This window comes from Methylobacterium sp. UNCCL125 (assembly GCF_900116795.1).
Taxonomy (GTDB): domain Bacteria; phylum Pseudomonadota; class Alphaproteobacteria; order Rhizobiales; family Beijerinckiaceae; genus Methylobacterium; species Methylobacterium fujisawaense.
Genome location: NZ_FPBW01000009.1, coordinates 218,785 through 240,061 on the forward strand (window position 1 = coordinate 218,785; position 21,277 = coordinate 240,061).

Annotated in this window: 16 protein-coding genes; 9 read left to right on the plus strand and 7 right to left on the minus strand. The window is 69.5% G+C overall.

The annotated features are described in order from the left end of the window. Window positions 1–3: 3 nt before the first annotated feature. The 6 genes from BM396_RS11465 (at window position 4) to tkt (ending at window position 8,094) form a co-directional block, all read left to right on the plus strand. Entirely contained in the window at window positions 4–867 is an 864-nt protein-coding gene (locus BM396_RS11465; protein ID WP_051976264.1) for a transketolase, read from the plus strand. Continuing rightward, window positions 864–1,886, plus strand: coding sequence for a transketolase family protein (locus BM396_RS11470; RefSeq protein WP_043387589.1), 1,023 nt, complete (start codon window positions 864–866; stop codon window positions 1,884–1,886). Before BM396_RS11465 ends, BM396_RS11470 begins: the two co-directional genes overlap by 4 nt. Next, window positions 1,877–2,764, plus strand: coding sequence for an NAD(P)-dependent oxidoreductase (locus tag BM396_RS11475; protein ID WP_043353065.1), 888 nt, complete (start codon window positions 1,877–1,879; stop codon window positions 2,762–2,764). The genes BM396_RS11470 and BM396_RS11475 overlap by 10 nt, the downstream gene beginning before the upstream one ends. A gap of 131 nt (window positions 2,765–2,895) precedes the next feature. Beyond that, on the plus strand, window positions 2,896–3,912 hold the full coding sequence (locus BM396_RS11480) for a TRAP transporter substrate-binding protein (protein ID WP_043353067.1): 1,017 nt from the start codon (window positions 2,896–2,898) through the stop codon (window positions 3,910–3,912). Between the two features lie 137 nt (window positions 3,913–4,049). Then, window positions 4,050–5,942, plus strand: coding sequence for a TRAP transporter large permease (locus tag BM396_RS11485; RefSeq protein ID WP_043353068.1), 1,893 nt, complete (start codon window positions 4,050–4,052; stop codon window positions 5,940–5,942). 157 nt (window positions 5,943–6,099) lie between these two features. After that, window positions 6,100–8,094, plus strand: coding sequence for a transketolase (tkt, locus tag BM396_RS11490; protein WP_051976263.1), 1,995 nt, complete (start codon window positions 6,100–6,102; stop codon window positions 8,092–8,094). Between the two features lie 15 nt (window positions 8,095–8,109). Here tkt and BM396_RS32755 read toward each other — a convergent pair whose 3' ends face one another. The 6 genes from BM396_RS32755 to BM396_RS11515 form a co-directional block, all read right to left on the minus strand. Beyond that, window positions 8,110–8,274 (minus strand): hypothetical protein, encoded by a 165-nt coding sequence (locus BM396_RS32755; RefSeq protein ID WP_164706377.1) that lies wholly within the window; start codon window positions 8,272–8,274, stop codon window positions 8,110–8,112. Between the two features lie 349 nt (window positions 8,275–8,623). After that, window positions 8,624–10,261, minus strand: a complete 1,638-nt coding sequence (locus BM396_RS11495) for an acyl-CoA synthetase (RefSeq protein WP_043387588.1) — start codon at window positions 10,259–10,261, stop codon at window positions 8,624–8,626. Continuing rightward, window positions 10,261–11,295: a TRAP transporter substrate-binding protein gene (locus BM396_RS11500; protein WP_043758226.1), complete on the minus strand. Its 1,035-nt coding sequence runs from the start codon at window positions 11,293–11,295 to the stop codon at window positions 10,261–10,263. The genes BM396_RS11495 and BM396_RS11500 overlap by 1 nt, the downstream gene beginning before the upstream one ends. Window positions 11,296–11,552: 257 nt before the next feature. Beyond that, complete coding sequence (locus BM396_RS11505) at window positions 11,553–12,065, minus strand: ureidoglycolate lyase (RefSeq protein ID WP_043387584.1); 513 nt, start codon at window positions 12,063–12,065, stop codon at window positions 11,553–11,555. Beyond that, the gene (locus tag BM396_RS11510) at window positions 12,062–12,901 is read right to left on the minus strand and encodes a bifunctional allantoicase/(S)-ureidoglycine aminohydrolase (protein WP_043387583.1); all 840 of its coding nucleotides are present in this window, start codon (window positions 12,899–12,901) and stop codon (window positions 12,062–12,064) included. Before BM396_RS11510 ends, BM396_RS11505 begins: the two co-directional genes overlap by 4 nt. A gap of 51 nt (window positions 12,902–12,952) precedes the next feature. Next, on the minus strand, window positions 12,953–14,263 hold the full coding sequence (locus BM396_RS11515) for a dicarboxylate/amino acid:cation symporter (RefSeq protein WP_043387582.1): 1,311 nt from the start codon (window positions 14,261–14,263) through the stop codon (window positions 12,953–12,955). A 173-nt stretch (window positions 14,264–14,436) separates the two neighbouring features. Here BM396_RS11515 and BM396_RS11520 point away from each other — a divergent pair, with 173 nt between their 5' ends. Then, complete coding sequence (locus BM396_RS11520; protein WP_043387580.1) at window positions 14,437–15,318, plus strand: LysR family transcriptional regulator; 882 nt, start codon at window positions 14,437–14,439, stop codon at window positions 15,316–15,318. 281 nt (window positions 15,319–15,599) lie between these two features. Continuing rightward, on the plus strand, window positions 15,600–17,366 hold the full coding sequence (locus BM396_RS11525; protein WP_348273018.1) for an acyl-CoA thioesterase: 1,767 nt from the start codon (window positions 15,600–15,602) through the stop codon (window positions 17,364–17,366). A 7-nt stretch (window positions 17,367–17,373) separates the two neighbouring features. Here the strand turns inward: BM396_RS11525 and BM396_RS11530 are convergent, their stop codons facing one another. After that, on the minus strand, window positions 17,374–19,707 hold the full coding sequence (locus tag BM396_RS11530; protein WP_043387576.1) for a putative bifunctional diguanylate cyclase/phosphodiesterase: 2,334 nt from the start codon (window positions 19,705–19,707) through the stop codon (window positions 17,374–17,376). Window positions 19,708–20,043: 336 nt separating this feature from the next. Here BM396_RS11530 and BM396_RS11535 point away from each other — a divergent pair. Beyond that, window positions 20,044–21,277: methyl-accepting chemotaxis protein (locus tag BM396_RS11535; RefSeq protein WP_091994807.1), on the plus strand; the 1,234-nt coding region annotated here is incomplete at its 3' end.

Here is a 21,277-nt window from a genome sequence, read left to right on the forward strand (position 1 = left end):
GCCATGGCGATCGACGTCCCGACCGAGCGGCCGCGCGCCGGCTCCAACGTGCCGCTGAGCGAGCGCGCCTACCGCATCCGCCGCCACGCCCTGCGCATGGGCGAGGTCCAGGGCCAGGGCTACATCGCCCAGGCGCTCGGCATCGCCGACGTGCTGGCGGTGAGCTACTTCTACGCGCTGACCTACCGGCCCGAGGATCCCGAATGGGAAGGCCGCGACCGCTTCCTGCTGTCGATCGGCCACTACGCCATCGCCCTCTACGCCGCCCTGATCGAGGCGGAGATCCTCCCCGAGGACGAGCTGACGAGCTACGGCGGCGACGACAGCCGCCTGCCGATGTCCGGCATGGCCGCCTACACGCCCGGCATGGAGATCACCGGCGGGTCGCTGGGCCACGGGCTCGGCATCGCGGTCGGCATGGCGCTGGGGCTGAAGCGGAAGAACTCGAACAGCTTCATCTACAACCTGTTCTCCGACGGCGAACTCGACGAGGGCTCGACCTGGGAGGCGGCGATGTCGGCCGGCTCGTTCAAGCTCGACAACCTGATCGGCCTCGTCGACGTGAACGGCATGCAGGCGGACGGCGCCTCGCACGGGGTGCTCGATTTCGAGCCGCTGGCGCCGAAGTTCGAGGCCTTCAACTGGTTCGTGCAGCGGGTCGACGGCAACGACATCGACGCGCTGGTCCGGGCCTTCGACGCCGCGCGCCACCATCCGGGCCCGCAGCCCCGGATCATCATCTGCGACACCCGCATGGCGAAGGGCGTGCCGTTCCTCGAGGCGCGCGAGCGCAACCACTTCCTGCGGGTCGAGCCGGACGAGTGGCAGCGGGCCCTGGCGATCCTGGACGAAGGGAGGGTGCGGTGAGACGCTCCAAATACGAGAAGCCCGCCCCCCGCACCGGCGGCGGCGCCAAGACCTCGGCGATGATCGCCTCGCTCGCCGCCCCCGGACAGCGCACGAAGGCCGCGCCCTTCGGCCACGCCCTGGTCGAGCTCGCCAAGACCCGGCCCGACATCGTCGGCCTCTCGGCGGACCTGTCGAAATACACGGACCTGCACATCTTCGCGCAGGCCCATCCCGAGCGGTTCTACCAGATGGGGATGGCCGAGCAGCTCCTCATGAGCGCCGCCGCGGGCTTGGCTCGTGAGGGGTTCACGCCCTTCGCCACCACCTACGCGGTCTTCGCGGCGCGGCGCGCCTACGACTTCATTTGCCTCGCGATCGCGGAGGAGAATCTCGACGTCAAGATCGCCTGCGCCCTGCCCGGCCTGACCACCGGCTACGGCCCGAGCCACCAGGCGACGGAGGATCTCGCGATCTTCCGCGGGATGCCGAACCTCACGATCATCGACCCCTGCGACGCCCACGAAACCGAGCAGGTCGTCCCCGCCATGGCGGCCCATAAGGGGCCGGTCTACCTGCGGCTCCTGCGCGGGAACGTGCCTCTGGTGCTCGACGAGTACGGCTACCGGTTCGAGTTGGGGAAGGCCAAGACGATCCGCGACGGCCGCGACGTCCTGGTGATTGCGTCGGGCCTGATGACCATGCGCGCCCTGGAGGTCGCCGAGGCCCTGCGCGACGACCGGGTCGACGTTGCGGTACTCCACGTGCCGACGATCAAGCCCCTCGACACGGCGACGGTCCTGCACGAGGCCGGGCGCGGCGGCCGGCTCGTGGTGGTGGCCGAGAACCACAGCGTGATCGGCGGCCTCGGCGAGGCGGTGGCCGGTCTCCTGATGCGCAACGGCGTGATGCCGGGCCGCGGCTTCCGCCAGATCGGCCTGCCGGACGAATTCCTCGATGCCGGCGCCTTGCCGACGCTCCACGACCGCTACGGCATCTCGGCCGCCGCGATGGCGCGGAGCATCCGCGCATGGCTCTGACCCGTATCGCCCTCGTCGGTCTCGGCGCCATGGGCCTGCCGATGGCGACCAATCTGGTCGCGGCAGGTTTCGCGGTCCGCGGCTACGACCTACGGCCCGAGAGCCGCGCAGCCTTCGCGGCGTCCGGAGGGGTTGCGGCCGAAACGCCGGCCGCTGTCGCCCAGGGCGCCGACGCGCTCCTCCTCATGGTGGTGAACGCCGCGCAGGCCGACGACGTGCTGTTCGCCCAGGGCGCCCTCGACGCAATGGAACCGGACGGCATCGTGGCCCTGATGGCCACCTGTCCGCCGAAAGCGGTGGAGCACCTCGCCGAGCGCGTGGCGGCGACCGGCCGCCGCTTCGTCGACGCGCCGGTCTCGGGCGGCGTCGTCGGCGCGCAGGCCGGCACGCTCACGATCATGGCGGCGGCGCCCGCGGAGACGCTGGCCGCGCTGAGGCCGGTGCTGGAGGCCCTGGGCGACCGGATCTTCCATGTCGGCGAGCGGCCCGGACAGGGCGCCACCGTCAAGGCCGTCAATCAGCTCCTGTGCGGCGTGCATATCGCCGCCGCCGCCGAGGCGCTGGCCCTCGCCGGGCGCGTCGGCGTCGACCGCGACGTGGTCCTCGAGATCCTCACGGGCTCCTCCGCCGCGAGCTGGATGCTGCGGGACCGCGGCCCCCGGATGCTGGAGGACGAACCGCGGGTCACGAGCGCGGTCGACATCTTCGTGAAGGACCTCGGCATCGTGCTGGAGGCCGGCCGCGGCGCCGGGGCGGCGCTGCCGCTCGCGGCGCTCGCCCATCAGCTCTTCGTCTCGACCTCCGGGCGCGGCGACGGCGCCGCCGACGACAGCCAGGTGATCCGCGCCTACCGCCTGCTCAACGGCGACGGCGCCTGACGCGCCGCGCAGGGCGCGCGACGACGGCGCCGGGTCCGCACCCGCCGCCCCGGACAGCAATGCGGGTCGCACGCTCCACCGGCGGTCAACGGCGGGGATCGGGCGGCCTGGACCACCCAGGGAGTGAAACCATGCGCGACACCCGTCTCAGTCGCCGCAGCCTGCTCGTGGGCGCGGCCGCACTACCGGCCTTCGGCATCCTCACCCGGCGCGGGCAGGCCGCCGAGTTCACCTACAAGCTCGCCAGCGGCCAGGACCCGACCCATCCGGTCAACATCCGGGCCCAGGAGGCCCTCGACCGGATCCGCGAGGCCACCAACGGCCGCCTGGAGATCAAGCTTTTCCCCGCCAACCAGCTCGGCTCGGACACCGACCTGCTGGCGCAGGTCCGTAACGGCAGCGTCGAGTTCTTCAACCTCGCGACCTCGATCCTCGCCACCTTCGTGCCCGCCGCGAGCCTGCCCAACACCGGCTTCGCTTTCAAGGATTACGACGCCGTCTGGTCGGCGATGGACGGAGGCCTCGGCACCTATGTCCGGTCCGAGATCGCCAAGACGCCGATCCTGACCGTGTCGAAGGTCTGGGATAACGGATTCCGGCAGATCACCTCCTCGACCCGCGAGATCCGGACGCCGGAGGATCTGAAGGGCTTCAAGATCCGCGTCCCGCCCGCGCCGATGCTCACCTCGCTGTTCAAGGCCTTCGACGCCGGCGCGGCGCCGATCAACTTCAACGAGCTGTACTCCTCGCTCCAGACCAAGGTGGTCGAGGGCCAGGAGAACCCGCTCGCCATCACGGCCACGACCCGGCTGTACGAGGTGCAGAAATCCTGCAGCCTGACCGGCCATGTCTGGGACGGCTACTGGATCCTCGGCAACAAGCGGGCGTGGCAGCGCCTGCCCGAGGATCTGCGCACCATCGTCTCGCGGGAACTCGACCGGTCGGCCGACGCCCAGCGGGCCGACGTCGCCAAGCTCAGCGTCTCCCTCCGGGAGAGCCTGGCCGCGAAGGGCATCACCTTCATCGACGTCGACCGCGCGCAATTCCGCGCGGCCCTGGGGCGGACGAGCTTCTACAAGGACTGGAAAACCAAGTACGGCGACGTGGCGTGGTCGCATCTTGAGGACGTGTCGGGCAAACTGACCTGACGCGCTTTCCGCCGGATCGGGTAACGGTATCGGAGAACGAAGGCGCGCCGAGACGCACCACAAGAAACACGCGAAGACGCACTCGGAGACGTTCCCGCCGGCAGCGGCATCGGGAGCGGTTCCGACGGGAGGGCGCCATGCAGATCGATATTGCGGCTGTCGAGACGACGGCAGGGGTAGAGTTGTCCGGTCCGCCCCTGCGCGCCGGAAGCTGGCTGCGCCGGCTCGATGCCGGGCTCGGCTATCTCGTGGAGATCCCCGCGGCGCTGCTCGTCCTGGCCGAGATCGCGGTGCTGCTCGGCGGCGTGGTGAGTCGCTACGTGTTCCGCGAACCCCTCGTCTGGTCGGACGAACTCGCCTCGATCCTGTTCCTGTGGCTCGCCATGCTGGGCGCCGTGGTCGCCTTCCGGCGCGCCGAGCACATGCGCATGACCGCCTTCGTGGCGATGAGCGGCCCGCGCCTGCGCGCCTTCCTGGAGACGGTGGCGCTGGTGGCCGGCCTGATCTTCGTGGCCCTGCTGCTGGAACCGGCCTTCGAGTTCGCCAGCGAGGAGACCTTCGTCCAGACGCCGGCGCTGGAGCTGAACAACGCGTGGCGCGCCGCCGCCCTGCCGATCGGCCTCGGCCTCATGCTCGTGGTCGCGGTGATCCGCCTCCTGGAATCCGCCGATTGGCGGCTGACCGCGGGGGCGCTCGTGCTGGGCGGCGGAGTCGCCGCCGGCCTCTTGGCGCTTCAACCCTGGCTGAGGGACCTCGGCAATCTCAACCTGCTGCTGTTCTTCGTCCTCGGCGTCGGCGCCCTGGTCTTCTCGGGGGTGCCGATCGCCTTCGCGTTCGGCCTCTCGACCTTCGCCTACATCACGCTCACCACCGACGCGCCCTCCATGGTGGTGGTCGGCCGCATGGACGAGGGCATGAGCCACCTGATCCTGCTCGCGGTGCCACTCTTCGTCTTCCTCGGCCTCCTGATCGAGATGACCGGCATGGCCCGCGCCATGGTGGGGTTCCTGGCCTCGCTGCTCGGCCACGTCCGCGGCGGCCTGCACTACGTGCTGGTCGGGGCGATGTACCTCGTCTCGGGCATCTCCGGCTCGAAGGCCGCCGACATGGCGGCGGTGGCGCCCGTGCTGTTCCCGGAGATGAAGGCCCGCGGCGCCAAGGAGGGTGACCTCGTGGCCCTTCTCGCCACCACGGGCGCACAGACCGAGACGATCCCGCCCTCGATCGTGCTGATCACCATAGGCTCGGTCACCGGCGTATCGATCACCGCCCTGTTCACCGGCGGCCTCCTGCCGGGCCTCGTCCTCGCCGTGACTTTGTGCGCGCTGGTCTGGTGGCGCTACCGCCGGGAGGACCTGAGCCACGTCGCCCGGCCGTCCGGGCGGATCATCGGTCGCGCCTTCCTGGTGGCGATCCCGGCCCTGGCGCTGCCCTTCGTGATCCGCTTCGCCGTGGTCGAGGGCATCGCCACCGCCACGGAGGTTTCGACCATCGGGATCGTCTACGCGGCGCTGGCGGGCCTGCTGATCTACCGCCAGTTCGACTGGCGGCGGCTCTACCCGATGCTGGTGACCACCGCGACCCTGTCGGGGGCGATCCTGCTGATCATCGGGGCGGCCACCGGCATGGCCTGGGCGCTGACGCAGTCGGGCTTCTCGCAGACGCTCGCCGAGGTGATGAAGAGTCTGCCCGGCGGAGCCCTCGGCTTCCTGTTCGTCTCGGCCGTCGCCTTCATCATCCTGGGCTCGGTGCTGGAGGGCATCCCGGCCATCGTCCTCTTCGGGCCGCTGCTGTTCCCGATCGCACGGGCGGTGGGCGTCCACGAGGTCCACTACGCCATGGTGGTGATCCTCGCGATGGGCATCGGCCTGTTCGCCCCGCCCTTCGGCGTCGGCTACTACGCGGCCTGCGCGATCAGCCGGATCCACCCCGATGCCGGGATGCGCCCGATCGTCGGCTACATCGTGGCCCTGCTGATCGGCCTCCTCGCCATCATCCTCGTCCCCTGGTTCTCGATCGGCTTCCTCTGAAGGCGCCTGCGCGAACCTGAAGGCTCTGCGCCCCGGCGGATGCCGGATCGGCGCGGGACGGCGGGTCAGAACACTGAGTGAGATCCATCCCGGGCCGCCGCGGTGCCGCCCGGGCGGCCTTCGCGCGCCGAAAATTCGCACCGCCCGAGCCAGACCCATGCCCGACACGCCCGATGCCATGCTCACGGCCCGGATGGCCGACGCAATCCGCTTCCTCGCCCTCGACGCCATCGAGCGGGCTGGGGACGGGCATCCCGGCGCGCCCCTCGGCTGCGCCGAGATCGCCGTGGCGCTGTTCACCCGCCATCTGCGCTGCAACCCCGCCGACCCGGTCTGGCCCGACCGCGACCGCTTCGTCCTCTCGAACGGCCACGGCTCCATGCTGCTCTACGCGGCCCTCCATCTCGCCGGCTATGAAGGCCTGCCGATGGAGCAGATCCGGCGGTTCCGCGAGCTCGGCGCCCACACCCACGGCCATCCGGAAATCGCCCCGGAACTCGGGATCGAGGCGACCACCGGCCCGCTCGGACAGGGCATCGCCAACGCCGTCGGAATGGCGGTGGCCGAGGCCAGGCTCGCGGCGACCTTCGGCTCCGATCTGGTGGATCACCGCACCTACGCCCTGGTGGGCGACGGCTGCCTGCAGGAAGGCATCGCCCACGAGGTGATCTCGCTGGCCGGCCATCTGCGCCTGGGAAAGCTCACCTTCCTGTGGGACGACAACCGCATCACCGACGACGGCGCCACCGACCTGTCCATCTCGGAGGACGTCCGCGCGCGCTTCCGCGCCGCCGACTGGCAGGTGATCGACGCCGATGGGCACGACGTCGAGGCGGTCTCGGCGGCGATCCGGCTCGCCCAGGGCGACCCGCGCCCGACCCTGATCGCCTGCCGCACCGTGATCGGGCGGGGCCTGCCGCGCCTCGAGGGCCAGCGCGGCGCCCATGGCGGGCGCGTGCTCGCCAGCGACTGCGCCGAGGCGCGGGCTGCCCGGGGGTGGGATCACCCGCCCTTCACCGTGCCCGACGATGTCGCCGCGGCGTGGCAGGCCGGCGTTTCCGGCCGCAACCGCGACGGCTACACCACCTGGACGAGGCGCCGGGACGCCCTGCCGGCCGAGGTGCGGGCGGAATTCGACCGAGTTTCCGACGCCCGCCTTCCTGAGGGCTGGCATGCGCCGCTCCGCGGGCTGCGCGACCGCTTCGCCGAGGCCGGGGCGGCGCGGCCCAGCATCGAGGTCTCCGCCGAGATCGTCGCCGCCCTGTCCGACGGCATGCCCGAACTGTTCTCGGGCGCCCCGGATCTGGAGGGGCCGACGAAGCACAAGGGCGCGCTCCACGCCTTCACGGCCCAGGACCGGTCGGGCCGCTACCTGCATTACGGCATCCGCGAGCACGCGATGGGCGCGATGATGAACGGCATCGCGGCCCATCGCGGGCTGGTGCCGGTGGGCGCGACCTATCTGGTCTTCTCCGACTATATGCGGCCGTCCCTGCGCATGGCGGCGCTGATGAACCTGCCGGTCATCACCGTCTACAGCCACGACTCGATCGCCATCGGCCGCAACGGACCGACCCATCAGCCGGTCGAGTACCTCGCGTCCCTGCGGGCCATCCCCAACATGCTGGTGCTGCGCCCGGCCGACGCGGTCGAGACCGCCGAATGCTGGGAGATGGCCCTGGCCAACCGGACCGGCCCGACATCGCTCGTCTGCTCGCGCCAGGCGCTGCCGGCACTCCGCGGGCCGGGCATCGAAGAGAACCGAAGCGCGCGGGGCGCCTACGTTCTGGCGGAGGCCTCGGGTCCCCGGCGGGTGACGCTGATCGGGACCGGCTCGGAGGTCGCGCTGGCGCTTACGGCCCGCGCGATGCTGCAGGCCGAGGGTGTGCCGACCGCCGTCGTCTCCATGCCCTCCTGGGAAGCCTTCGCCGCGCAGGATGCCGCGTATCGCGCGAGCGTCATTCACCGCGATACCGTGCGGGTGGCGGTCGAAGCCGCTCTTCGCTTCGGCTGGGACCGCTGGATCGGCGAGGATGGCGGCTTCGTCGGCATGACCGGCTTCGGCGCCTCGGGCGCGCCGGAAGAGCTGTTCCGCCATTTCGGCATCACCGCGGAGGCGGTGGCGGAGACTGCACGGGCGCGCCTGCGCTGAGACGCGCCTGAGGACTCAGATCATGCCGGCGCCGCCGGTGCGCACGATGCGGTCGCGCTGCTCGGCGTAGCGCCCGGCCGCGGCGCGGCGCATCGCGACGCCGAAGCGCCCGGCGATCTGCGCGAGGAGCGGCCCGCCGCTCTGGGTGCGGAAGCCGACGAGATTCGCGAGGGTGGTCATCGTACCCGATCCCGGTCATGCCCGGGCGGGGCGCCCGGCGTATTGCGATGCAATATGAGCCGGTTTGCGAGCGCGTGTCAGAGGCTGCGCGTTCGGGCTGTCATGCAGCGAAAACATGCTTTCGGGATGGGACGTTAACACACGCCGGAATCAGGACGGTGTGGCGATCTCGGCGACGTGTGCAGTGCGGTCTGCGCAGCCCGCTCAATGCGCAAGCTGCACTGTGGTGGGTCTGGACGTCTCCGCGGGCAGCGAAGCGATCCAGCGGTGCCACGGCCGCCGATCTCCCGCGACGCCGATCTGCGTCGCCGCGCGCGCGACGATGCCGTGAGAGCCGTCCGCCAGACGTCTACCGATCCGACGCCTGGGCCGGCTTTTCGAGGGGCAGATCACCGCGCGACTCGAGTTCCGCGCGGATCGCGCGCTTCGTCACCTTGCCGTAGCCGGATTTCGGAAGGGCTTCCCAGAAGAACACACGCCGGGGCAGCTTGTAGCGGGCGACCGCGGCGGACAGCCACGCGATCAATTCCCCCTCTTCCACCGACGCCCCGGGACGCGCGACGCAGACCGCAACACCAACTTCGCCCCAGGCGCGGTCGGGCACGCCCAGGATCGCGGCCTCGGAGATCGCCGGATGCGTCAGGAGCTTCTCCTCGATCTCGCGCGGATACACGTTCGAGCCGCCCGAGATGTACATGTCCGAGGCGCGGCCGGTGATGAACAGGAAGCCTTCCGCGTCGCAATGGCCGAGGTCCCCGGTCCGGAACCAGCCGTCGCGGAACGCCGCCGCGTTGGCCTCCGGGTTGTCGTAGTAGCCCGCGAAGACGGCCGGGCCGCAGACACAGATCTCGCCGGTCTCACCGGGCGGCAATTCGCGCCCCTCCGTGTCCTGGATCTGGACCTGCATGCCCGTGCGTTCGACGCCGCAGGTGCCGACCTTCACATCGGGGCCGTCCTCGGCCGCGTGCAGGCGGGGCGGCAGCACGGTGATGTTGCCGGTCACCTCGCCGAGGCCGAAATACTGCACCAGCACCGGGCCGAGCACACGCAGCGCGTGCTGCTGATCCGCCCTGTACATCGGCGCGCCCGCGTAGATCACGTGCCGCAGGCTGGAATGATCGTGCTCCGCCACGGCCGGATGTTCGGTCAGCAGCTTCACGATGGTCGGCACGGTGAAGAGGTTCGCGATGCGCCAACGCTCAACGAGCGCCCAGACTTCTTCGGGGTCCAGCCGCTCGCCGGCGGTGAGCACCGTCTTCGTGCCGGCCGCGACCTGCGCGAGCTGGTGGATGCCGGCACCGTGCGAGAGGGGGGCCACGACCAGGGACGCGTCGGCCTCGGTGGTGCCCGGCATCAGGTCGCAGAGGTGGTTGGTGACGACGAAGGCCATCTGGCCGTGTGTGAGCACCGCCGCCTTCGGCCGGCCGGTCGTGCCGGACGTGAAGAAGAACCAGCACGGATCGTCGTGCTCGACGCCGCAAACGGGCGCGGCGCGGCCCAGTTGTTCGGCGACCAGCGCGTCGTAATCCGCCCCGAAGGCCGTGCCGCCGATCTCGACGACGCAGTTCAGGTCCGGGCAGGCCGCGCGCACGGCGGCGGCATGGTCCGGAAAGCCGGCCCCGCAGATGAGCGCGGAGGCACCGCTGGCGCTCGCGAGATACGCGACCTCCGACGGCGTCTGCCGGAAGTTGGTCGGCACCCAGATGGCGCCGAGCCGGAAGCAGACGAACATCGACTCGAACAGCTGGTTGCTGTTGCGCGCCTGGACCAGGACGCGGTCGCCCTTGGTCACGCCGCGGGCGGCGAGCGCCGCCGCCATGGCGTCGACCCGGGCGTCGAGCTCGGCCCAGGTCCAACTGCGCGCGCCCCAGGCGAGCCCCACCGCATCCGGGAAGCGGCGCGCGGCCCGGCGCAGGAAGTGCGCGAGGTTCATCACCCGCCGGGAGCACGGCGCGACCCCGCCGCGCGGCGCCCCCGCGGCGCTCATCAGGTGAGCTTCCCGCAGGCCTTCTCCAGCAGCGACCAGCCCTCGTCGCCGTACCGCCCCTTCCACTCGGCGTAGAAGCCGGCCTTGCGCAGCTTGTCGCGGAAGGGCTCCGGATCGGGCTTGTTGAAGACCATGCCGTTCTTCGAGAGCTCCGCCTGCAGGTTGGCGTTGAGCTGGGCGACGTCGGCCCGCTCCTTCATCCCGGCGGCGTTGATGTGGCGGGCCACCGTCTCGCGCAGATCCGGCGGCAGCCGCTCCCAGGCGCGGCGGTTCGCCAGGAACCAGTACCCGTCCCACATGTGGTTGGTGAGCGAGCAGTACTTTTGCACCTCGTAGAACTTCGTCGTGGAGATGACCGCGAGCGGGTTCTCCTGGCCCTCAACGATCTTGGTCTGCAGGGCCGAATAGGTCTCGTTGAGGTTGATCGAGGCGGGCGCGGCGTCGAAGGCCTTGAACATCGAGGTCCAGAGCGGCGAGACCGGGACGCGGATCCGGAAGCTCTTGAAATCGTCGGGCGTGGCGATCGGCCGGGTCGACGAAGTGGTCTGGCGGTAGCCGTTGTCCCAGATCTTCTCCATGGCGACGAGGCCGGACTTGGCGATCTGCTGGCGGACCCAGGCGCCGAGCTCGCCGTCCATGGCCGGCCAGACGGCGTCGTAGCTCGGGAAGGCGTAGCCGATGCCGTTGATCGACGCGTTCGGGACCAGGGTCGAGAGGATCAGCGGCGACATCGTGAAGAACTCGACGCTGCCCGAGCGCAGCTGGCTCAACGTGTCGGTGTCGGAGCCGAGCTGGCTCGTCGGGAAGATCTTGAGGTCGAACCGGCCGCCGGTCTCCGTGCGGAGCGCCTCCGCCATCTCGCGGGCGCGGATGTTCATCGGGTGCGTGTCGGGCAGGTTGTTGGCGTATTTGTAGGTGAACTCCGCCTTCTGCGCTCGCGCCACGTGCGGCGCCGCCACGGTGCCGGCGATGAGCGCCGTTGAGCCGGTGGCGAGGAATCGCCGGCGAGACAGGGGCGTGCGGGACAGGGACATGGCGGCCTTTCCGGTGCGGGCCCGCGGGCCCAGCGTTTCCTCGGGTCCGCGTTGGTGCGGACTCCATCGTTGCGGCCTCGATAGCCGCTGACCGGTGCCAGTCAACGGACTTTCGCGGCCCCACCCCCGGGATTGATTGCATCTGGGCGCCCCTGACACGCCGAGCGCCGCCAAAAGCAGTCCCGACCGCGCGAGACCGCCTGCGCGACGGAATCGCCGTCGTTCCGGCGCGCCACGGGCGCGGTCTGCGTCCGCCTTCAGTCCAGGCCGGGCAGATGGACCGTCCAGGGCTCGGCGAAGGTGTGTTCCTCGAGGTTCACGCCTGGGCCGCCGCGGTCGACCACGACGAAATCCTGTGGCTGACCATAGGGCGTGAGCACCCCGTGCCACGTGTTGCGCGCGTAGCAGATTCCCTGGCGGTGCGCGGTGACGAAGGCCTGCGGCCGACCGGGCCGGCCCTCTTCGTCCGGGCAGACAACGACCAGGAACGGCGCCGCGCTCAGCGGCAGGAACGCCTGCGCGCCGAGCGGATGCCGCTCCACCAGGCCGAGGCGCAGCGGCAGCGGATAGGGCTGCGCCTCCACCAAGCCGATCACCACGCGCGCGCCCTCCCCCACGACCTCGATCTCGGCGAGATCGTGGAAGCGGCGCGCCATCCCGGCATTCATCGGCCGCGGCGCCACGGCAGCCGCGTCGATGACCGTGCCGAACGGGGCGAAGGCCGCCGCGGTCAGAGGCTGGGCGACGATCCTGCGCGCGTCCGCGCTCAACGGCCGAGTCCGCGCGGCGCGAGCGCCGGATGGCGGTTGACGTCCTTGTAGAGGAGGTAGCGGAACGGGCCGGGCCCGCCCGCGTAGCAGGCCTGCGGGCAGAAGGCGCGCAGCCACATGAAGTCGCCCGCCGCGACCTCGACCCAGTCGCGGTTGAGCCGGTAGACCGCCTTGCCCTCCAGCACGAACAGCCCGTGCTCCATCACGTGGGTCTCCTCGAACGGAATCGAGGCGCCCGGCCGCAGGCTGACGATGTTCACGTGCATGTCGTGGCGCAGATCGTCGGAGCCGACGAATCGGGTGGTCGCCCAGGCGCCGTCGGTGCCAGCCATGCCGGTCGGCTCGACCGCCGATTCGTGCGTCACGAACGAGGGCGGCGCGTCCAGCCCCGCCGCCGGCTGGTAGGCCTTGCGGATCCAGTGGAAGCGCACGGGCCCGTCGCCGTCGTTGCGCAGGGACCACGCCGCGCCGGGGGAGAGATAGGCGTAGCTGCCCGGCCGCAGGGCGTGCCGGGCGCCGTCGAGGGTGAGGCTCGCCGTGCCCGCGACCACGAACAGCACGCCCTGCGCCTGAGCCTCCGGCTCGGGAGTCTCGCTGCCGCCGCCCGGGGCGACCTCCATGAGGTACTGGGCGAAGGTTTCGGCGAAGCCCGAGAGCGGCCGTGCCAGGATCCAGGCCCGGGTCCCGTCCCAGCCCGGCAGGAGGCTCGTGACGATGTCGCTCATCACCCCATGGGGGATGACCGCGTAGGCCTCGGTGAACACGGCGCGGCCGGTCATCAGTGCCGTCTGACCGGGCAGGCCGCCGCACGGGGGGTTGTAGGCTCCAGCGCTCATGGTCGGTCTCCGGGATTCGGCTTCAAGCTGTAATCGGCTGCCCCGGATCGGTCACGCGGTGTGCGGCTGCGCGACGGGGGCCTCGAGGATCGCCGCGGTGTCGGCCGTGTCCTCGCCGTTGAGAATCCGGTGAGCCTGGGCGCGATCGATATCGCCCTCCCAGGCTGCGATGACGACGGTCGCAACGCAATTGCCGATGAGGTTTCCGAGGGCACGGGCGATGCCGACGAACCAGTCGACCGACAGGACGAGGACCAGACCGATCACCGGGATCTCCGGGACCGCCGACAGCGTCGCGGCGAGGACCACGATCGCCGAGCCGGGCACGCCGTGGGCGCCCTTGGACGTCAGAAGGGCGATGCCGAGGATCAGCATCAGATGACCGAAGGACAGGTCGGTGTTGGTCGCCTGCGCGATGAACACCGTGGCCAGGGTCAGGTAGAGCGAGAAGGCATCGAGGTTGAAGGAGTAGCCGGTCGGGATCACGAGGCCGACGGTCGATTCCTTGATGCCGAGCCGCTCCATCTTGCGCATGACCTGCGGCAGCACGCAGTCGGAGGATGCGGTGCCGGCCACGACGGTCAGTTCCTCGCGCAGATAGGCGAGCAGCTTGAAGATGCTGAAGCCCGCGAGCCGCATGATCCCGCCGAGCACGACGATCACGAAGGCCGCGACGCCCCCGTAGAACAGCACGACCAGCATGCTGAGCTGCTTCAGGGATCCGACGCCGTACTTGCCGACCGTGAACGCGACGGCACCGAGCACGCCGAGCGGCGCGAGCCGCACGATGAAGCCGATGATCCGGAACAGGACTTCGGTGATGCGCTCCAGGCTGTCGGCCAGGGGCTTGCCGCGCTCGCCGAGGAGCGAGAGGCCGGACCCGAACAGGATCGCGAGAAGCAAAACCTGGAGGATGTCGCCCTTCGCGAAGGCGTCGACGAAGGTCGTCGGCACCAGCTTCATCAGGAAATCGACGGTGCCCGTGACCTGCCCGACCCGGTCGGTGTAGCTGGAGAGCGAATTGGCATCCAGCTTCGCCAGGTTGACGTTCATGCCCTGGCCGGGCGCGAAGACGTAGGCGAGGACCAGCCCGAGCGCGAGCGCGATGGTCGTCACCACCTCGAAGTAGATCAGGGATTTGAGGCCGACGCGCCCGACCTTCCGCAGGTCGCCGGCGCCGACGATGCCATGCACCACGACCCCGAACACCAGCGGCGCGACGACCATCTTGATGAGCTTGATGAAGACGTCGCCGAGGGGCTTCAGGCTGACCGCGAAGTCCGGCCACAGCCGCCCGACGAGGACGCCGAGGAGCAGGGCCGCGACCACCTGCCCGAAAAGCGACCCGAACACGCGCTGCATCGCAATTCCTCTGGGCAGCCTCGGACTGGCGACCGAAGCCCGATGGCGGCGCGCGGGGCGATCGTGACGCGCAGCATCGTTTCGATTTGCCGAGCTGCAAAATCGTTCCGCCCGATCTAGACGTCAAATATCTTTTTCATTCCCATTGATAGGCATGGCATATAGATGGTCGGATGGAACTCCGGCATCTCCGCTATTTCGTGGCTGTCGCCAAATATCTGAGCTTCACGGCCGCCGCAGAGAGCCTCGGCGTGGCGCAACCACCCCTCAGCCAGCAGATCCGCGACCTGGAGGATGAGATCGGCACTGCCCTGTTCGAGCGGACCACGCGGCGGGTGACGCTGACCCGGGCCGGCCACGATTTCCACGTCCAGGCGCTCGCCATTCTGGAGCGGGCCGGCGAAGCGGTGGAACGGGCCCGTGCCATCGGCGCGGGCACCGCCGGCATCATCAACATCGGCCTGACCGGCTCGATGTTGGCCGGCCCGCTCGGCCCGGCGCTCCGGGACTTCGCCCGCACCTATCCGGCGGTCGATCTCCGAATCCACGAGATGTCGCCGGATCGGCAGATCGCGATGCTGAAGTCCGGTCAGACCGACCTGAGCTTCCTGCGGTGCCCCCCGGAGGACGCCGATCTAATCCGCGTCTGCGCGTGGACCGAGACCGTACGGGTCGTCCTGCCGAGGGGCCACCGCTTGGCGACGGGCGCGCTCCGCCTCTCCGACCTTCGCGACGAGCGATTCGTCTTCCTGCGGCTCTCGGATTCCCTGTTCGCCAACTACCTGTGGGATTGCTGCGCAGAGGCCGGGTTCGTCCCCTCCATCACCTATCAGGCCGTCGAGGCGGCCTCGTTGACGAGTTTGGTGGCATCGGGGCTCGGCATCGCCATCATCCCGGAATTCGTCGCCCGTCTGGCGCATGCGGACGTGGTCTACAGGCCCCTCGAAGGGCCGCCCATCCGCGCCGACGTCTTCGCGTTGTGGATGGCCCCGAAGGCTCCGCTGATCGCCAATTTCGTCGATCTGGTTCGCAGCGGCCCGGCGCCCGCCGATTAGGCAAATCGCCCGGGAATCCGCGACGGGTCGTGCGCCCGAGGCCCAAACGCGTGTCCATCGGGACGCGGCGAGCGGAAATGTGCCCGCGCTGAGCCGCAGCCGCGGCTTGTCGACAGGTCGATGCATTTTCGTGCAGGTAAGATCTTATATTCGCCTTCTTTTTTGCCGGACATATTCCCGAAACGAGTCTGATACGCTATTGCAACACTCGGTACGGAGCGCTCGCGGCCACAATGCCTTCCCAATTCATTCGCTCAGCGACCTGGGCGCCGACGATTGCTTTGTCGTGGTTCTGGGGGCTCGGATTTTTCTACGCGATCCACGTGACCCTCACGTATGGATGGCTCGGGTTTCTTGCCTTCGCTCTGCCGAATGCCACGGGCCTCGGCCTGTTCGGATGGCTGCTCGGCGCTCCCCGGCGGCGCATCGACACGATCGTCGCGTCCGTGCAGGGTCCCTACGCCCTCCTGTTCCTGGGGGCCCAGTTCTTTGCCGTCGCCATCACGATCTTCGGCTTCGCCGCCTATGCGTGGCTTCCGCTGTTCGGCCGCGACTCCGTGGTCGGCCTGGTCGCCCTGATCCTCATCGCCTGCTCGATCGCGCATGCGGTTCCGCTGCGCGGCCTCCGGACGATCCACAGCGTCGCCCTGGTCCTCGGACTGTTGGCCTGCGCGCTGCTCTTGGTTGACCTGCCCCGGCATCCGGACGGCTGGACGGTCCCGGTCCACGCCTTCGACGAGCGCTTCTACGGTCTCGTCGTGCCCTCCCTGGTCGGCTTCCTGCTCGGCCCGTGGATGGACATCCAGCATTGGCAGCGCGCCCTCGAGATCCGGCGTTCGGGGGGATCCGTGCGGGTGGCCTATGTCACCGGCGCCGTGCTGTTCCTCGGACTGCTGACGCTCAATGCCTTGCTCGCCGCGCGGGCGGGGCTCGGCGTGCCGGTCGTCTCGTCGGACGGGCTGCCGGGGGCCTATGCGGCCGTGGCGCAGGCGATCGGGCGGGAATCCGTGGCAGGTGCGACAGCCGCCTTCGTGGTCTGGACGGCGATCGCGGCCGCCACCACGATCGACAGCTTCTACAACGCCACGCGGTGGCTCGGGACCTCGGTCACGGCGCGCAGCAATTCGCCGCTTCTCGCCTTCGTGCCGGCGGGACTCGTGTCCTCACCGGTCTGGATCCTGGGCGCGGCGCTCGCCACGGCGGCGGCGGCGATCTGGGCGAATCTCTCGCTCCTCTACCTGATGATGCCGTTCGCCACGCTCCTCGTCGGCGCGGCGGCCTGTCTCGTCTGCGAGACGCTCGGCGCGACGCGGCGGTACGACTCGGTCCTCAACGCCATGATCGGGGCGACGGCGTGCCTGATCTTCGTCACCGGCTATCTGGCGCCGAGTTGGGCGCTCCTGGCCATCGCGCCGCTCATCGGGCTGATCGGTGCCCTGCCGATGATCGCACAGATCCTCGGATGGCGCGCAACGCAGCCGGCCGACCAGTTGATTCCGGCGGCGGAGCGGGCGCCGCGGGCGGCGCCGGTGCCCGTCGCGCTCGACCGGCCCGACACCGTCGCCTCCCACGGCTTCGACGGCCACTGGTTCGTCCTGCGCCTGATTCCGACCTATGACGATACAAATTCGGTCGGAAACGTCTATTTCGCCAATTACGTGCGCTGGGTCGGCAAGGCGCGCGAATTGTTCTTCAACGTCTGCATGCCGGATTTCGACCTGAAGTCGACGGACTTCTACATCCTGACGAAGTCCTTCCATCACGACTTCCGGCGGGAGGCCATGGAGTTCGAGCCGGTCACCGTCCGGATCTCCATCGCGAGCCACAACCGGAAATTCGTGACCTTGGCGCACGAGATCCACAGCGAGGTCAACGGCCTGCTCGGCCGCGGCGAGCAGTCGCTGATGTTCGTGGATACCGTCCACTACCGGCCCCTCGATATCCCGCGCACCATCGTCGAGGGCTTCCTGCCCTACTGGCCGAAGGTGTCGCCCCACGCAGTCACGGGCGAGCCCAGCCCGGCCGGCGTGGCGCCCCTCGGCGCCTGACGGCACCTCACGCCGCCTGGACGGCGGTCGGAAGCAACTTGCGGCTGCGCGCGAGAGCCGCCGCCTGCTCGGCCGGCAGCGGCTTGCTGAAGAGATAGCCCTGGAATTCGTGGCATCCCTGGTCGAGCAGGCAGATCCGCTGCGCGTCCGTCTCGACCCCTTCCGCCGTGATCGTCATGTCGAGGCGCGTCGCCATGTCGATGATGGCCCGCACGATCGCGGCGGCGCTGCCCTCGTGCGGCAGGTCGCGGACGAAGCTCTGGTCGATCTTGATCTTGTCGAAAGCGATCCGGCGCAGATAGCTGAGACTCGAATAGCCGGTCCCGAAATCGTCCAGGGACAGGCGCACGCCCATCTCACGCAGCCTGGACAGGGTGGCGTTGATCGCCGGCGTCGCCTCCAGGAACACCGACTCGGTGACCTCCAGTTCCAGGCGGGCGGCGGCCAGTCCACTCGTCCGCAAGGCAGAGCGCACGAGGTGCGGCAGATCCGAATGCCGGAACTGGCGGGGGGAGAGGTTGACGGCGATCCGGACATCCTCCGGCCAGCCGGCGGCGATCCGGCAGGCCTCTCGGAGGATCCATTCCCCGAGGGGGATGATGACGCCGGTCTCCTCGGCGAGCGGAATGAAGTCGCCCGGCGAGATGAAGCCCCGTGCGGGATGCTTCCAACGCAGGAGCGCTTCGAAACCGCCCACGCGGCACTCCTTGGCCGACACGATCGGCTGGAAGTAGAGGACGAACTCGTTCCGATCGAGCGCGCCGCGCAGATCGGACGTCAGGGCGCGCCGCGCCTCGATCCGCTCGTCCATCTCGGCTTCGTAGAACCGGTAACCGTTCCGCCCCTCGCTCTTCATGCGGTAAAGAGCGAGATCGGCCCGCCGCATGATCTCCTGGCATCCGTCCTGTGGCGCGATGGCGATCCCGATGCTGACACTGACGGTCAGCCGAATGCCGTCGACGGTGAATGGCGAGGCGAGCGCCTCGACGATGCCGCTCGCGAGGGACTCGATGGCGTGCAGGTCCCGGGCGCTCCGCCCGGCCGCGAGCACCGCGAACTCGTCACCCGCGAGGCGGGCGAGTTGCACGTCGGCGCTCTCGAAGCCCCGCAGCCGCTCGGCCACGGCTGTGAGGAGCTTGTCGCCGACGGCGTGGCCGAACGTGTCGTTGACGCTCTTGAACTCGTCGAGGTCGAGGGCGAGCACGGCGAACCGGTCGCCCTGCGCGAGTCGTGCCCGGGCCGTCTCCTGAAGCTGGTGGAACAGAACCCGGTTGGGGAGATCGGTCAGGGAATCGTGCAGGGCGAGATAGGACAGGCGCTCCTCGGAGCGCCGCTTCTCGGTCACATCGGAGCCGACGCCGCGATAGCCTGAGAACACGCCGGCCCGGTTGAACGTCGGCTTTCCGGAGAGGCACCAGGTCCGCCGCTCACCGGCGATGTCGAGTTGCAGGTGGAGATTCCGGAAGACGCGTCGCTCCGCGATGCAGCTCCAGAGAGCCGTGCTCGAATGGCTCTTGGGCGGCGCGAGCGGCGGGAGCAGCAGGCGTTCCAGCGGCAGGCCCATGAGCTGTCGCTCGGAGGAACCGGCGACCTCGATCAGGCGCGGCGAGACGTGCTGCAGCCGCAGGTCGGCATCCGTCTCCCAGAGCCAATCGCTGGCACTTTCCTCGAACTCGTTGAGCAGGAGATGGGTGAATTCCTGCTGCCGCTCCAGCTCGATCTGCGCGATGACGCGCATCGTGAGCAGGCGGCTGAGATGCAGGATCGTGAAGCAGATGAAGCTCGCATAGAAGAACAGCAGAACGCCGACATAGATGTAGAAGGCCTCGCCCGTCGCCGCGAGGGCGATGAACGAACCGACGATGATCAGGCCGGCATATCCGATGGCGACTCGGGGCAGCACCGCCGCGCTCATCCCCGTCGCGATCAGGCCCGCCATGCTGGAGGCAATCAGGAGCCGCCCATTCGGATCGGCCCCGGCGAACAGCATCACCGGGATGGAGGCCAGGAGAAGGCCATAGATCTGCGCGGCGAGGACGAGCCGTTTGACGAAAGAGGATGGCACCTCGAGCGGCTTGGGCTGCGAGCGCCAGCGCCAGCACTGCCGGAGCGAGACGACCGCCAGCGGCAGGACGAGGGCCTCCAGGCCCGCGAGATAGACGCGGTTCCCGGGCTGCCAGAACAGGTAGACGATGACCTGTACGACGCTCAGGCTCACGAGAATCGTGAAGGGCACCAGACGAAGGGCCACGTCGAGCTGCTCGATCCGCGCGCGTGCCCTGAGGTTCGCGTCGAGTGGATCAGCCTTGCGATCGGTATCGATCAGGAAAGAAATCAGCATCTCCCGCGACACAAATGCTCGTTGCAAAACCGTTACGATCAAGAACTCCGGATATCAGCGCTTAGATGCATACGAATTGGTTCGCCCGCACAAGTTCAACTTGCTCGATGGTGAACAATTCGTAAATTCTGGCCTGGAGTTCGGCATCCGCCCCTCCGGTGATCACGGCGCCCAGGCGGCGGTGTCCGGGCCAGGCGACCGTCGTTGCGCCACTTGCCGGGGGCGGGACGGAGGGCCGTCCCTCGCATCGACCGGGCGACGGCGCTAAGAGGCCCCGATGCCTCGATCGCGGCCCATCCGGCGCCGTCCGCAGCTCCGAGCAGGATGAAGCAGACCATGCCCCAATCGCTGGGTCTCAACCGCATATTGGGCGGTGCCATCGGGATCATCGCGCTGGTCTCGGTCCTCAGCAGCGGTGCGGTCCTGGTTACGGGCGATCAATTGCGGGACGCGACCGACGCGCGAAGCCGGTCAAACCAGCTGGTTCGCGCCCTCGACAGCTTCCGCGCGGCCATGCTCAACCAGGAAACCGGGTTGCGCGGCTACCTGATCACGGGGCGCGACGGCAGCCTGGAACCGTACCGAGCCGGCCGTCAGACGCTGGACGAGGCGATCGACTGGCTCAGGGGCCTCGTCGGTCAGGATGCGGAGCGGACACGCCTGCTCGCCGCCGCAGTGGCGGCGGCTCGCAGCTGGCAGACCGAGGTCGGCGAGGCGGCCATCCGCATGGCGGCCGATCCGGCGAAACGGGCCGAGGCGGTCCGCATCGAAGCCGACGGTCAGGGCAAGCAGCTCTTCGACACCTTCCGCGAAAAGCTGTCGGCCATCGAAGGCCTCGAAGAGGTGGTACGGACGGCTCTGGCCGAGCGCGTGGCCCGGGGCGAGCGCAACGAGAGCATCGCCCTGTGGGGCGGAACGCTCATCACCCTCCTGATCTGCCTGGGGATCGGAATCGCCATCAACCGCCTCATCGTCCAGCCGCTGGTGCGCGTGATGGCCTTCGTCGGCCGCGTCGGCGAGGGCGACCTGTCCAGCCAGTTGGCTGTTCGCGCCGGTGGTGAAGTGGGCCGACTTTCAGCGACGCTGAACACGATGGTTGCGGGTCTGTCGGATCTGGCGCGGACCAACCGGGCGGCGACGGCGGACCTGAACGCGGCGGCGGCGGAGATCCGCGCCTCGGCGCAGGAGCAGGCGGCCTCGGTGGAGCAGCAATTCGCGGCGGTGCAGGAGACGGCGGCGACGGTCGACGAGATCACCCATTCGGGCGCGCAGATCAGCAAGCGGGCCACCGAGGTGATCGCCACCGCCCAGGCGACCGCGCAGACCTCCCGCCAGGGCCTGCGCGCCGTCTCCGACACCGCCAAGGCCATGGAGGCGATCCGCGAGCAGGCGGAGGCGGTGGCCGGCAACATCGTCAGCCTGTCGGAGAAGACCCAGACGATCGGCGACATCATCGAGACGGTCAACGACATCTCGGAGCGCACGCACCTGCTGGCGCTCAACGCCGCCATCGAGGCGGCGGCGGCCGGCGAGAGCGGGCGCAGCTTCGCGGTGGTCGCCTCCGAGATGA

Coding starts and splice junctions, on each gene's coding strand:
- BM396_RS11500 (WP_043758226.1), bottom strand. CDS start 11,295: ATGTCCCTGTCCCGCACGCCCCTGTCTCGCCGGCGATTCCTCGCCACC.
- BM396_RS11530 (WP_043387576.1), bottom strand. CDS start 19,707: ATGCTGATTTCTTTCCTGATCGATACCGATCGCAAGGCTGATCCACTC.
- tkt (WP_051976263.1), top strand. CDS start 6,100: ATGCCCGACACGCCCGATGCCATGCTCACGGCCCGGATGGCCGACGCA.
- BM396_RS11515 (WP_043387582.1), bottom strand. CDS start 14,263: ATGCAGCGCGTGTTCGGGTCGCTTTTCGGGCAGGTGGTCGCGGCCCTG.
- BM396_RS11520 (WP_043387580.1), top strand. CDS start 14,437: ATGGAACTCCGGCATCTCCGCTATTTCGTGGCTGTCGCCAAATATCTG.
- BM396_RS11480 (WP_043353067.1), top strand. CDS start 2,896: ATGCGCGACACCCGTCTCAGTCGCCGCAGCCTGCTCGTGGGCGCGGCC.
- BM396_RS11465 (WP_051976264.1), top strand. CDS start 4: ATGGCGATCGACGTCCCGACCGAGCGGCCGCGCGCCGGCTCCAACGTG.
- BM396_RS11475 (WP_043353065.1), top strand. CDS start 1,877: ATGGCTCTGACCCGTATCGCCCTCGTCGGTCTCGGCGCCATGGGCCTG.
- BM396_RS11485 (WP_043353068.1), top strand. CDS start 4,050: ATGCAGATCGATATTGCGGCTGTCGAGACGACGGCAGGGGTAGAGTTG.
- BM396_RS32755 (WP_164706377.1), bottom strand. CDS start 8,274: ATGACCACCCTCGCGAATCTCGTCGGCTTCCGCACCCAGAGCGGCGGG.
- BM396_RS11510 (WP_043387583.1), bottom strand. CDS start 12,901: ATGAGCGCTGGAGCCTACAACCCCCCGTGCGGCGGCCTGCCCGGTCAG.
- BM396_RS11495 (WP_043387588.1), bottom strand. CDS start 10,261: ATGAGCGCCGCGGGGGCGCCGCGCGGCGGGGTCGCGCCGTGCTCCCGG.